Source organism: Streptomyces sp. NPDC052114 (assembly GCF_040680155.1).
Classification (GTDB): Bacteria; Actinomycetota; Actinomycetes; order Streptomycetales; family Streptomycetaceae; genus Streptomyces.
The window spans coordinates 1-13,352 of the sequence record NZ_JBFAWC010000040.1 but is presented as its reverse complement, the minus strand read 5'-3'; the positions used below and the strand labels follow the sequence as shown (position 1 = coordinate 13,352).

Sequence of the window (13,352 nt, the reverse complement as noted above, 5' to 3'; positions counted from 1 at the left end):
CCGACAACTGGGACACCATCGTCGCCGTCTGCAAGGTCGTCGTCGCCGTCGTGGGTGTCATCGCGATGATCGTGGGCGGCCCGATCCTCGCCGCGTGTTCCGGGTCCAGCGCGTTGGCCACCTCGTGGTGGGCGACGCGGTCCAGGATCCCGATCGCCACGTGCTCGGAGAGGTCGACGGAACACAGGTCCTGGAGCGTCACGTTGCGCACGTCGGGGCCCTGGAGGAACTGGGAGCGGTACGGGGTGACCACCTCGTCGTACTTGGTGGCGATGACGGTGTAGCGCACGCCCGGCACCGTGTCCCCGCCCTCGTTGAGCCGGGTCAGGAACTTCGACCCGGCCACCTGGTCGGCCAGGCCCGGTGTCTTCGTGGTGAGCAGGTCCTCGACGCCGGGGAAGTACGGCAGCAGCTTGGTCAGGCCGAGCAGCGTGGTGCCGTGGTTGTCCGGCGCGAGCCCGATGAGGGCGTTCACCTTGGCGGCGCCGCCGAGGAACTTGAGGTAGTGGCGCGGCATCATGCCGCCCTGCGAGTGGCCGACGAGGTCCACCTCCTTGGCGCCGGAGGCGGCGAGCACCTTGTCGACGAAGCCGTCGAGCTGCTCAGCCGACTTGTCGATGGGGCCGAGCCCGTGGAAGAACGGCACGCCGTCCAACTGGCCGTAGTCCAGGGAGTAGACGCAGTAGCCGCGCGCGACCAGATAGGGCGCGAGGACCAGCCAGTTGTCGACGGAGTTGCCGAACGTGCCGTGCACGAGGACGACCGGGCGGGGGTGCGCGGCGGACGGTTTGCAGTCGTAGTCGTTCCAGCCCCTCGACGTCGAGGCCGAGGCCCGGTCCGGCGTCGCGGCCGTGGCGGCGGGGGTGAGGGTGAGCGCGCCCGTGACGAGCAGGGCGGCGGCGAGCGCGTGCAGCGCTCGTCTCCAGGGCAGCATCGTGTGATCTCCTTGCGGCTCAAGGGAGTTGCGATGACGACAGCCCTGTGATCCGGATCGCCAGGAATGTTGCGCGCATGCCAAATTACGCGCCAGTAGTAGAGGAGTGAAGTTGCGCGTCGGGAAAAACTTCCAGCGATCACTGGCGCGGTCGCGGGCGCCGAGCTTCGCGAGCAGGCACCGTGTGACGATCGGCGCGATGAGCCCGCCCCCCTTCAGGGCGCCGCGGCGGTGACGGGGACCGCGGGGCGCTACGCCGCCAGCGTCCCCGGCACGATCGCGCCCGGTCCGAACCTCGCCCGCGCCCGGTCGGCGACCTCCTCGATCCGGCGGGCCCTGTCGTCCGCCGGGTCGAACGTCAACTGGTGGGCGGCGCGTTCGGCGGGGCCGAGCCCCTCGGCGCGCAGGGCGAGGGCCCGTACCCGGGCGCGCTGCAGCCCGAGCGCCTCGTACATGCGGTACGCGGCCACGGTCAGCGCGGTGGAGTGCGCGGTCGGCTCGGGCAGCGTCCGGGTCCGGGTGGTCGTGCTGCGGTCCGCGTAGCGCACGGTGAGGGTCAGCGCGCGGCACACCTGGCTTCGGCCGCGCATCCCCGCGCCCAGTTCCTCGGCGCAGGAGAGCAGGGCGCGGCGGTGCCGGAAGGGGTCCAGCTCGTCGCGGGAGAAGGGCCGTTCGGCCGAGAGCGAGCGCGCGGCGGCGTTCGGCGTGACCCCGGCGCGGTCGACGCCCCGCGCCTTGTCGCGCAGCTCGCGGCCCGCGCGGGCGCCGACGAGCCGTTGCAGGGTGGACAGGGGCGCGGCGGCGACCTTGTCCAGGGAGTCGAGGCCGTACTCGCACAGGGTGCGGGCGGTGGCGCGGCCGATGCCGGGCAGCTCGCCGACGGGCCGTCCGGCGAGGAACTCCCGTGTGCCGTCCGGGCCTTCGGGCACCGCGCGGGTCATGCCCGGGGCGACGCCGCGCGCGGCCATCCGGGCGAGCATGGGGCCGGGGCCCGCGCCGATCGCGCACTCCACGCCGTAGCGGGCGAGCGCCCGTACCCGGATCAGCGCGGCCAGCTCGACGGCGCCGCGCCCGAAGTAGCGCCGCGCGCCCCGCACGTCGACGAGCGCCGCGTCGGGCGGCAGCGCCTCGACCGCCGGGCTGAACTCCTGGAGCAGCCCGATCAGCCGGGGCAGGAGCGCCTCGTACATGGGAGGCAGCAGAAACCGTACGTAGAGGGTGTCCACCCCGCTCCCCTCGGCCGCCCCGCTTCCCTCGGCCGCCCCGCTTCCCTCGGCCGCCCCGCTCTCCTCGGCCGCCCCGCTTCCCTCGGTCACCTCGGTCACCCCGCTCATCCCGCGCTCCCCGGACTCCGGTGCCACAACTTCCGTGTCGCCGACGTGCCTTCGCCCGCCGGACGCAGATCCGCCCAGGGGTGCATCTCGTACCCCGTGGACATGCGGATGCGCCGTCCGCCCGCCGGGTCCCGTTCCGCCTCGGGGGCGGGCGCGGGCTCCGGTTCGGCCAGGCGCCGCGCCACCGCGTCGAGGCCGCCCTCCTTGCGCACCTCCACCAGCTCCGCGAGGTTCCACGCCGCCGCGCCGACCACGCTGAGGCTGCGCGGCCCGCGGCGCTGCACCACGCCGCGCACGAGCAGCAGCCAGGAGTGGAAGACGGTGTGCGCGCACCGCTCGTGGGCGTCGTCGAAGAAGGCCAGGTCGACCAGGCCGGTGCCGTCGTCCAGGGTGGTGAAGATGACGCGCTTGCCGGAGCGGATCGGCGGGGTCTGCGTGGCGGCCTTGGCGCCGGCGACCAGGACGGTCGCGCCGTGCTCGGCCTCGCGCAGGCGCCGCGCGCTGAACACGCCGAGCTCCGCGAGGAACTCCTCGTGGTCGCCCATGAGATGGCGGGAGGAGTCCATGCCGAGGACGCCGAGCTCGGCGCTGAGCCGCTCCGCGTCGTCGAGGTCGGGCAGCCCGGCGGGGGCCGTCCGCCGCCCGCCCGCCAGGGGCAGCTGTCCGCCGGTCGCGCCGCGCGCCCCGCGCCGCAGTTCGGCCAGGTGCAGCTGGAGATCACGGCGGTTGGCGCCGAACGCGTCGAGCGCGCCGACCTGCGCGAGCCGTTGCGCGAGAGGCTTCGAGGGCCTGGCCCGCTCCCAGAAGTCGACGAGCGAGGCGTAGGGCCGCCCGTCCGCGATCCGCGCGGACTCGGCCTCGCTGATGCCGTGCACGTCCGCGAGCGCGAGCCGCAGCCCCCACCGGTCCGGAGCACCCTCCGAACCGGACACCAGTTCGATGCGATGGGCGACCGCGGACCGGTTCACGTCCAGCGGCAGGATCGGCACCCCGCGCCGCCGCGCGTCCGCGAGCAGCAGCCGCTTCGGGTACATCCCGGGGTCGTGCGTGAGCAACCCCGCGTAGAAGGCGGCCGGGTGATGGGCCTTCAGCCACGCCGACTGGTACGTGGGCACGGCGAAGGCCACCGCGTGCGCCTTGCAGAAGCCGTACGAACCAAAGGCCTCGACGATCTCCCAGGTACGGGTGATCGTCTCCGCGTCGTACCCGCGGGCCGCCGCGTGCTGCGCGAACCAGAAGCGGATCCGCCCCTGCGAATCGGGGTCGGAGAGCCCGCGCCGCACCCGGTCGGCCTCGTCGCGCCCGCAGCCGGTCATGATGTCCACGATCTCGATGATCTGCTCGTGGAAGACGACGACTCCGTACGTGTCCTTCAGCGGCTCCGCGAGGTCGGGGTGCGGGTAGCGGACGGGCGCGCGGCCGTGCCGGGCCTCGATGAAGGGCCGCACCATGTCGGCGGCCACGGGGCCGGGGCGGAACAGCGAGATGTCGACCACCAGGTCGTGGAAGGTCGCCGGCTGGAGCCGGCCGACCAGGTCCCGCTGGCCGGGCGACTCGATCTGGAAACAGCCGAGCGTCTCGGCGGACTTGATCAGCCGGTACGTCGCCGGATCGCCCGGCGGGACCTGGCGCGGGTCGTCCAGGTCCACGGCGGCGCCCGTGGCCCGCTCGACCTCCGCCACCGCGTGCGCCATCGCCGACTGCATCCGCACGCCGAGCACGTCCAGCTTGAGCAGGCCGAGGTCCTCGACGTCCTCCTTGTCGAACTGCGACATGGGGAAGCCCTCGCCGCTGGTCGGCATCACGGGCGTCCGCGCGAGCAGCGAGGCGTCGGAGAGCAGTACCCCGCACGGGTGCATGGCGACGCCGCGCGGCAGCGCGTCCAGCGCCTCGACCAGCTCCCACAGCCGGTCCCGGTCCCCCAGCTCCTCGGCGATCGCGCGCAGTTCGGGCAGTTCCTCCATCGCCGCGCGGGCATCGCGCGCGCGGATGTGCGGGAAGGCCTTGGCGATCCGGTCGATGTCGGCCGGGTCCATGGACAGGGCGGCGCCCACGTCGCGCACGGCGTGGCGGACCCGGTAGGTCTCGGGCATGGCGACCGTCGCGACCCGCTCGGTGCCGAAGCGGCCGATGATCGCGCGGTAGACCTCAAGGCGGCGGGCCGACTCGACGTCGATGTCGATGTCGGGGAGCACGGACCGCCGCTTGGACAGGAACCGCTCCATGAGCAGCCCGTGCTCGACGGGGTCGGCGTGCGCGATGCCGATGAGGTGGTTGACCAGCGATCCCGCGCCGGAGCCGCGCGCCGCGACCCGGATGCCCAGGTCGCGTACGTCGTCGACCACTTGGGCCACGGTGAGGAAGTAGGAGGCGAAGCCGTGGTGCGCGATGATGTCCAGCTCGCGGTGCATGCGCTCCCAGTACGCGCGGGCCCCGGGGGCGCGGTCGTAGCCGCGCAGCACCATGCCCGCCGCGGCCCGTGAGGCGAGGACGCGCTGCGCGGTGCGGCGCCCGGCGCCGACCAGGCGCGGCTCGGGGAAGTGCACGGTCCCGATGCCGATGTCGTCCTCGGCGTCGACGAGGCACTCGGCGGCGGCCGCCCGGGTCTGTTCGAGCAGCCGGTGGGCGGTGTCGCGGCGGAAGCCCGCGGACTCCACGACGCGCTCGGCGGCGCGGTACATGGCGTCCGCGCCCTTCAACCACCGCTCGCCGCCGTCGAGTTCCTTGGTCGGGTCGACGGGGACGAGGCGGCGCGCGGCGTCCAGGACGTCGGCGACGGGACCCTGGCCGGGGTCGGCGTAGCGCACGTCGTTGCTGAGGACGGGGCGCACGCCTTGCTCGGCGGCGAAGCCGACGGTGCGCGCGGCCAGGCGCAGCGAGCCGGGCCCGGTGCCCGTGCGGCCGTGCCAGACGGACTCCAGGCGCAGCGCGTCGCCGTAGCGTTCGCGCCAGGGGCCGAGGAGGCGGGCGGCCCGGTCGGGGCGGCCGGCGGCGAGCGCGCGGCCCACGTCGGAGGCGGGGCCGAGCAGCACGGTCAGGCCCTCGCCGTGGTTCTCCTCCCACGGCAGGACGGGCTGCCCCTCACCGGTGCGGTGGGCGGCGGTGACCAGACGGCAGAGCGTGGCCCAGCCGGTGGCGCCGTCCCGGGCGAGGAAGGTCACGCGCGGGGTCGACTCGTCGATGAAGGCACCGCCGCGCACGGGGGCCCGGCGCCGCTCGCCCCGGGCCGGGGCGGGCTCCCCCACCGCGAGCTCGGCCCCGAACAGCGGCCGCACCCCCGCCTTCGCGCAGGCCTTGGCGAACCGGACGGCGCCCGCGAGGGTGTCCCGGTCGGTGAGCGCGAGGGCGTCCATGCCCCGCTCGGCGGCGCGCTCGGCGAGCCGCTCCGGGTGCGAGGCGCCGTACCGCAGGGAGAACCCGGAGACGGTGTGCAGATGCGTGAACCCGGGCACACGCACCTCCTGTAACCCCGAACCGATCCGACCTCGTATCCCCCTGCCCTCCACCATAGACCAGTTTCGAACTTACGTACGACACGAATGTTCGATTAACTGGACGGGGGTGCCCCCGCCCCGCGTCTGTCGTCCGTTCGGCCCATCCCACCTGCGGAAACGTCTCGGGCCACCGAGCGTGGGGGCATGAGGTTCGCCGACGAATTGAAGAGCGCCGTCACCCCGCGAGCAGCCCTGCTCGTCATCGGCGTACTCGCCCTGCAACTGCTGTTCATCGCCTCCTACGTAGGGGCCCTGCACAACCCGAAGCCGCGGGACGTGCCCTTCGGAGTGGTCGCCCCGGGGCCCGCGGCCGAGCAGACCGCCGACCGGCTGAAGAAGCTCCCCGGCGAACCGCTCGACACCCGGGTGGTCGAGAACGAGGGCGTCGCCCGGCACAAGATCATGACCAGGGACATCGACGGCGCCCTGATCGTCGACCCGCGCGGCACGACCGACACCCTCCTGGTCGCCTCCGGCGGCGGCACCGCCCTCTCCAGGACCCTGGTGGAGCTCACCGCCAAGGTCGAGGGGGCCGAGAAGCGCGCGGTCAAGACCGTCGACGTGGCCCCGGCCTCGCCGCAGGACTTCAACGGACTCTCGTCGTTCTACCTGGTCGTCGGCTGGTGCGTCGGCGGCTATCTGTGCGCCTCGATCCTCGCCATCAGCGCGGGTTCCCGGGCCGCCAACGTGCCCCGCGCGGTGATCAGGCTCGGCACCATGGCGCTCTACTCGATCGTCGGCGGACTCGGCGGCGCGATCATCATCGGGCCGATCCTGGGCGCCCTGCCCGGCAGCATCATGGGCCTGTGGGGCCTCGGCGCCCTGGTGATCTTCGGGGTGGGCGCGATCACGCTCGCCCTTCAGTCGCTCACCGGCATCGTGGGCATCGGCCTGGCCGTCCTGCTCGTCGTCATCGCGGGCAACCCGAGCGCCGGCGGCGCCTTCCCGCTGCCGATGCTGCCGCCCTTCTGGGAGGCCATCGGACCCTGGCTGCCGCCGGGCGCGGGCACCTGGGTGGCGCGCTCCATCGCGTACTTCGAGGGCAACGCGGTCACCGGCCCCCTCCTGGTCCTGGCCGCCTGGGCGGTCCTCGGCGTCGCCGTCACCATCGCCCTGTCGGCCCGGCACCGGAACAAGAACAACAGCGGCTCGATCGACCTGACGGCCAGCGGCTTCGGCAAGGGCATCGCGTGAACTTCCCGCACCGCACGGGCCCCGCGGCCCAGGCGGTCTCCGTCAAACGGATGGAGCCCACCGCGCAGGCCCAGCTGGGCCCGCTCGGGCTCACCGGGTTCATCGTCGTCACGATGATCGCCACCGGCATCGACGCGGGCGTCTTCCCCGAGAAGCTCCTGCACTCGGTCGTGCCCCTGGTCGGCTTCTTCGTCGGCGGCCTCGCGCAGCTCCTCGCCGGGCTCTTCCAGGCGCAGCGCGGCGACACCTGGCACGCCACGGTCTTCGGCGGCTTCGGGCTCTTCTGGATGGCGAAGGCGCTGATGCTCCAGTGGGTGCTGCCCGGCCTCGACCCGGCGCTGCGCGGCGACACGATGGGCCTGTTCACCCTGCCCTGGGTGTTCGTGGTCTTCGTGCTGTGGCTGGCCAGCTTCCGCATCCATCTGGCGCTGCTGCTCACCTTCACCTGCGTGCTCGTCGTGTTCGTGGCGATGACCTGCAACGGCTTCACGGGCGCGGTCGGCTGGAACCGCGTCGCGGGCTGGTCCGGGCTCGGCGCGACGGCCGGGGCGCTGTATCTGCTGGCCGGCCAGGTGATGGCGTCCACGTGGGGCCGGCCGGTCCTGCCGATGGGTCGCTTCCTCGCGCCGGACGCGCCGGACGTCCGGCCGGAGACGTGAGCACCGGGGACATCGGAACCGGACGGTACGGAGTGAATTGTCAGACCCTGGTGCGAGGCTGGCACGCATGATCCGCACACTCGCCGTCGAGAACTACCGCTCCCTGCGCAAACTGATCGTCCCCCTGGACCGGCTGAACGTGGTCACGGGCGCGAACGGCACGGGGAAGTCCAGTCTGTACCGCGCCCTGCGCCTGCTCGCCGACTCCGCCACGGGCGGCGCGGTCGCGGCCCTGGCGCGCGAGGGCGGCCTGCCGTCCGCGATGTGGGCGGGCGAACGCAAGGCGGAGCCGGCCGGCCTCAAGCTGGGCTTCGCCGGGGACGAGTTCGGGTACGCGGTCGACTTCGGCGTCCCCCAGTCCAGCGGCGCGGGCCCCGGCGGCGCCCCCTCCCTGTTCGCCCTGGACCCCGAGATCAAGCGCGAGTCCACCTGGGCCGGGCCCGTGCTGCGGCCCGCCGCGCTGCTCTGCGACCGCGCGGGCCCCGCCGTGCGCACCCGCACGGCCGACGGCGGCTGGCACCGCTCCCAGGGCATCAGGCCGTACGACAGCATGCTCAGCGAGTTCGCCGACCCCCAGCTCGCCCCCGACCTGCTGCGGCTGCGCGAGCTGATCCGCTCCTGGCGGTTCTACGACCACGTGCGCACCGACGCCGACGCGCCCGCCCGCGCCGCCCGCATCGGCACCCGCACCCCGGTCCTCGCCCACGACGGCGCGGACCTGGCGGCGGCCCTGCAGACCATCCGCGAGATCGGCGACGACGAGGCGCTCGACGAGGCCGTGGCGGACGCCTTCCCGGGCAGCCGGGTCCGCGTCGTCGACAACGGCGGGCGTTTCGAGCTCCAGCTGCACCAGCGCGGCCTGCTGCGCCCGCTGGGCCCGGCCGAGCTCTCCGACGGCACCCTGCGCTATCTGCTGTGGACGGCCGCGCTGCTGACCCCGCGCCCGCCGTCCCTCCTCGTCCTGAACGAGCCGGAGACGAGCCTGCACCCCGATCTCCTGCGCCCGCTGGCCGACCTGATCCTCACGGCGACGAAGGACACGCAGGTGGTCCTGGTGACCCACGCGGACTCCCTCGCGGAAGCGGTGGGCAAGGGCGCGGCCCGCCACCGTGTCGACGTCAACTCCATAGAACTGCTCAAGGAGTCGGGCCGGACGACGGTGGCGGGCCGGGAGAGCCTCTTGGACGAACCTCTGTGGTACTGGCCGAAGCGGTGAGCCCGCGCCCCTGATAAGGGGCGCGGGGAACTGCGCGATCAGCCAGGCACAGCCCGCAGACCGCAAACCGGATCAGGCGCCCTCCCCGTCCCCGTAATACGCCCGCTTCATCAACCGCTCCATCTCGGAGAGCATCGGCATACGGGGGTTGGCCGGCGCGCACTGGTCGGCGTACGCGTTCATCGCCTGCTGCGGCAGAGCCTCCAGGAAGGCCGCCTCGTCGACGCCCTCCTCCTGGAAGGAGGCGGGGATGCCGCACTTGGCACGCAGTTCCTCCACCGCACGGGCATAGGACTCCACTCCCTCCTCGGGGGTCGCCGCCGGCAGGCCCAGCATCCGGGCGATCTCCTGGAACCGCTCGGGCGCCCGGTAGACCTCCGCCTTCGGCCACGGCGTCGCCTTGCCGGAGACCGTGCCGTTGTGCCGGATGACGTGCGGCAGGAGCAGCGCGTTGGTGCGCCCGTGGGCGACGTGGAACGTGTTGCCCAGGGTGTGCGCCATGGCGTGCACCAGGCCGAGGAAGGCGTTGGCGAAGGCCATGCCCGCGACCGTCGAGGCGTTGTGCATCTTCTCGCGCGCCTCGGGGTCCTTCGGACCGTTCACGACGCACCGTTCCAGGTTCTCGAAGATGAGCTTGATGGCCTGGAGGCAGAGCCCGTCGGTGTAGTCGTTCGCGTAGGCGGAGACGTACGCCTCCGTGGCGTGGGTCAGCGCGTCGAAGCCGGAGTCGGCGGTGACGGTGGCGGGCAGACCCATCGGCAGGACCGGGTCGACGATCGCGACGTTCGGGGTGAGCGCGTAGTCGGCGAGCGGGTACTTCTGCGCGGCCTCCGGGTCGGAGATGACGGCGAAGGGGGTGACCTCCGAGCCGGTGCCCGAGGTGGTCGGGACGGCCACCATCTGCGCCTTCTTGCCGAGCCCGGGGAACTTGAAGGCGCGCTTGCGGATGTCGAAGAACTTCTCCTTGGTGTCCGCGAACTCGATCTCCGGGTGCTCGTACATCAGCCACATGATCTTCGCCGCGTCCATCGGCGAGCCGCCGCCGAGGCCGATGATGGTGTCCGGCCCGAAGTCCCGCATCATCGCGGCACCGGCCCGCACCGTCGCCAGTTCCGGGTTCGGCTCGACGTTGTCGATGACCTGCACGGTGACGGCGGACTCGCGCGCCGCGAGGATGTCGGTCACCCGCCGCACGAAGCCGAGCTGCGACATCGTCTTGTCGGTGACGATCGAGACGCGCTTGATGCCCTCCATCTCACCGAGGTAGCGCAGCGAGTTGCGCTCGAAGTAGATCTTCGGCGGGACCTTGAACCACTGCATGTTGTTGTTGCGCCGTCCGATCCGCTTGACGTTGATCAGGTTGACCGCGGAGACGTTGTTCGACACCGAGTTGTGTCCGTACGAGCCGCAGCCGAGGGTCAGTGAGGGGAGGAAGGAGTTGTAGACGTCGCCGATGCCGCCGAAGGTCGAGGGCGCGTTGACGATGACGCGGACCGCCTTGACGCGCCTGCCGAACTCCTCGGCGAGCTCCTCGTCCTCGGTGTGGATGGCGGCGCTGTGCCCGAGCCCGTGGAACTCGACCATCCGGGCGGCCAGTTCGAGGCCCTGCTCGGTGGTCCCGGCCTTCAGCGCGGCCAGGATCGGGGAGAGCTTCTCGCCGGTGAGCGGCTCGCCCACGCCGACCTCCGCGCACTCGGCGACGATGACCGAGGTGCCCTCGGGGACCTCGAAGCCGGCCTGCTCGGCGATCCACTGCGGCGACTTGCCGACGACGGCCGCGTTCAGCTTGGCGCCCGCGCAGTTGTTGGCGAAGGCGGTCGTGCCGAAGACGAACTCCTCCAGCTTGGTCCTCTCGGCCGCCGTGACGACGTACGCGCCGAGCCGCTGGAACTCCGCGAGCCCCTCCTCGTAGATCTCCTCGTCCAGGATGACGGCCTGCTCGGAGGCGCAGATCATGCCGTTGTCGAAGGCCTTGGAGAGCACGATGTCGTGCACGGCCCGCTTCAGCTTGCCGCTGCGGGTGACGTAGGCGGGCACGTTGCCCGCGCCGACGCCGAGCGCGGGCTTGCCGCAGGAGTAGGCGGCCCTCACCATCGCGTTGCCGCCGGTGGCGAGGATCGTGGAGACGCCCTCGTGGTTCATGAGGAGGCCGGTGGCCTCCATCGAGGGCTCCTCGACCCACTGCACGCAGTTCTCCGGAGCGCCGGCCTCGATCGCGGCGTCGCGCACGATCCGGGCGGCCTCGGCCGAGCACTTCTGGGCGCTCGGGTGGAAGGCGAAGACGATCGGGTTGCGGGTCTTCAGGGCGATGAGCGCCTTGAAGATCGTGGTCGAGGTCGGGTTGGTCACCGGGGTCATCGCGCAGACGACACCGACCGGTTCGGCGATCTCGGTGATGCCGTTCAGCTCGTCGCGGGAGATGACGCCCGCGGTCTTCAGGCCGCGCATCGAGTTGACGACGTGCTCGCACGCGAAGAGGTTCTTGACGGCCTTGTCCTCGAAGAGGCCGCGCCCGGTCTCCTCGACCGCCTGCCGCGCGAGCTCACCGTGGTGGCTCAGCGCGGCGAGGGAGGCCTTCTTGACGATGTGGTCGACCTGCTCCTGGTCGTACGACTCGAACCGCTCGAGCGCCGCGAGGGCCCCTCGCACGAGTCCGTCCACCATCTCCTTGGCCTGCATGGCAGGTACTCCTTCTTCGAGGCCTTTTCTCTACGCCTCCAATTCCACACCTTTACGCCGTGCTCGCCCGTCCGAAAAGGACCCCAACCTCCGGGCAAAAGGTCCCGCCAAAGCATCTCCCCCACCAAAGATACCTATTCTGACCTGCGCGAACCCGAAGGGACTTTGGACCCTTGCGCGCTTGTGAAAGTTTTCACAAAGAATCGGAAAAAGCCCCGCCCCCTTTTCAGGGGGCGGGGCTCGAACCCTCCGGACGAGGTCAGCCGATTTCCGCGCCGTAGGCCGACAGGGCCTCCGGCACCGGCTGGAAGAACGTCTCGCCGCCGGACGAGCAGTCACCGCTGCCGCCCGAGGTGAGACCCAGCGCCGTGTCGCCGGCGAAGAGCGCGCCGCCGCTGTCGCCGGGCTCCGCGCAGACCGTGGTCTGGATCAGACCGTCGACCTGGCCCTCCTGGTAGTTCACCGTGGCGTCGAGCGCGGTGACGTCACCGTCGTGCACCTGGGTGGTGCTGCCGCTGCGCGTCACCTTCTGGCCCACCGTGGCGTCCCCGGCCTTGCTGATCGCCTGGGTGCCGCCGTACAGGTTGACCTCGCTGGGGTGCGGGGTGTCCGCCGTGTACTTCACGATGGCGTAGTCGTTGCCCGGGAAGCTCGACTCCTCCGTGGCGCCGATCTCCTGGCCGCCCTGCGAGTCGGACCAGCTCTTGACCGCGTTGCCGCAGTGGCCCGCCGTCAGGAAGTACGGCTCGCCGCCCTTGACGACGTTGAAGCCGAGCGAGCAGCGCGAGCCGCTCCCCCAGATCGCGTCGCCGCCGGCGATGAAGGCCTTGTACTCGCCCTTGCTCTTCTTGAGCTCGGCCTTGCCGCCGAGGCTCTTCACGATCGAGGTGACCTGGTCGAGCTTCGCGCCCTTGACCGTGCGGTCCGCCGTCACGACGACCTTGTTCGTGGCCGGGTCCATCGCCCACGAGGTGCCGGGGACGGCCGCCTTGTCGTCCAGCGTCGCGCGGGCGCTCTTCAGCTCCGCCAGGGAGTTCTCGACGATTCTGGCCTTGCCGCCCGCCGACTCGACGGCGTCCGCGGCACTCTGGTTCAGCACGTTCACGACGAGGCTCTTCGCCTTCGCGTCGTAGTACGTGCCCGCGGCGTCCGCGCCCAGCTCCTTGCCCAGGGACGAGGCGAGCTTTCCGGCCTTGGCCACCGAGAGGACGTCCGGCGTGGACTCGGGGGAGTTCTCGCTCGCGTTCGCAGTCTGGAAGGTGATTCCCGCGGCGACCAGCGCGGCGATGCCCGCGCCTGCCACGGCGGCACGCCGCTTGGGTATGCGTCGGTGCTTCAAAACTCACGACCTCCTGTGGGGGGATCGACCCGTCCGGTGTGGGGACCCGACGGACCGCAGGGCTTGCGCGGCACGGAGTTGCCACGCTGAAAAAGCCGCGTCCATGCCAATTGGCCTCGCCCACTATCCCGATGCCTTCCGGTCGCACACAAGGTCTACTTCAGGACGCGCGCACGGCAACGGCCGCGCGCCCCGGGCCCCTTGGCCGAGCGGGATCCGACCACGTCGGTTCCCGGTGCAAACACCGCGTGCGAGGGGACGGTCGCCAGCCCGTGAGGACTAGTCCTGTCCGGTTCTCGACCCTCCGCGGGCGTTGTTCTCTCCGACTTCCGCGTTCGCCGCTCCGGAATCCGGCAGCTTCGCGAGCCCCGGCGCGCCGCCGTCCGGAGGCTGCGGCAGGGCCTGCTGCGCCCGTTCCAGGAAGCGCAGGAGCTCCACGGGGAAGGGCAGGACGAGGGTGGAGTTCTTCTCGGCGGCGACGGCCACCACGGTCTGCAGGAGCC

8 protein-coding genes and 1 pseudogene are annotated in these 13,352 nt (G+C 72.1%); 3 read left to right on the top strand and 6 right to left on the bottom strand.

The features are described 5' to 3' along the window. The 3 genes from AB0L89_RS41025 to AB0L89_RS41015 form a co-directional block, all read right to left on the bottom strand. Nucleotides 1-934, bottom strand: a 934-nt coding sequence (locus AB0L89_RS41025) for an alpha/beta fold hydrolase (RefSeq protein ID WP_365153097.1), incomplete at its 3' end; no start/stop codon positions are given. A gap of 251 nt (nt 935-1,185) precedes the next feature. After that, the gene (locus tag AB0L89_RS41020; protein WP_365153099.1) at nt 1,186-2,160 is read right to left on the bottom strand and encodes a hypothetical protein; all 975 of its coding nucleotides are present in this window, start codon (nt 2,158-2,160) and stop codon (nt 1,186-1,188) included. 104 nt (nt 2,161-2,264) lie between these two features. Next, nucleotides 2,265-5,720 (bottom strand): DNA polymerase III subunit alpha, encoded by a 3,456-nt coding sequence (locus AB0L89_RS41015; protein ID WP_365153095.1) that lies wholly within the window; start codon nt 5,718-5,720, stop codon nt 2,265-2,267. Nucleotides 5,721-5,906: 186 nt separating this feature from the next. On the opposite strand from AB0L89_RS41015, the gene AB0L89_RS41010 reads away from it, so the two are divergent. The 3 genes from AB0L89_RS41010 to AB0L89_RS41000 all read left to right on the top strand — a co-directional run bounded on the left by AB0L89_RS41010 (nt 5,907) and on the right by AB0L89_RS41000 (nt 8,831). Next, a complete protein-coding gene (locus AB0L89_RS41010) occupies nt 5,907-6,956 on the top strand; it encodes a DUF3533 domain-containing protein (RefSeq protein WP_365153093.1) in 1,050 nt (349 codons plus the stop codon). Further along, nucleotides 6,953-7,615 (top strand): acetate uptake transporter, encoded by a 663-nt coding sequence (locus tag AB0L89_RS41005; protein ID WP_365153091.1) that lies wholly within the window; start codon nt 6,953-6,955, stop codon nt 7,613-7,615. Before AB0L89_RS41010 ends, AB0L89_RS41005 begins: the two co-directional genes overlap by 4 nt. Nucleotides 7,616-7,682: 67 nt before the next feature. Then, on the top strand, nt 7,683-8,831 hold the full coding sequence (locus AB0L89_RS41000) for an AAA family ATPase (RefSeq protein WP_365153089.1): 1,149 nt from the start codon (nt 7,683-7,685) through the stop codon (nt 8,829-8,831). Nucleotides 8,832-8,903: 72 nt separating this feature from the next. On the opposite strand, the gene adhE is transcribed toward AB0L89_RS41000, so the two are convergent. From adhE to AB0L89_RS40985, 3 genes and pseudogenes are all read right to left on the bottom strand, one after another. After that, on the bottom strand, nt 8,904-11,510 hold the full coding sequence (gene adhE / locus AB0L89_RS40995; protein ID WP_365153087.1) for a bifunctional acetaldehyde-CoA/alcohol dehydrogenase: 2,607 nt from the start codon (nt 11,508-11,510) through the stop codon (nt 8,904-8,906). 259 nt (nt 11,511-11,769) lie between these two features. Further along, on the bottom strand, nt 11,770-12,849 hold the full coding sequence (locus tag AB0L89_RS40990; RefSeq protein ID WP_365153085.1) for a S1 family peptidase: 1,080 nt from the start codon (nt 12,847-12,849) through the stop codon (nt 11,770-11,772). Nucleotides 12,850-13,128: 279 nt separating this feature from the next. Beyond that, a pseudogene (locus AB0L89_RS40985) lies at nt 13,129-13,352 on the bottom strand (slipin family protein); the annotation flags it as partial.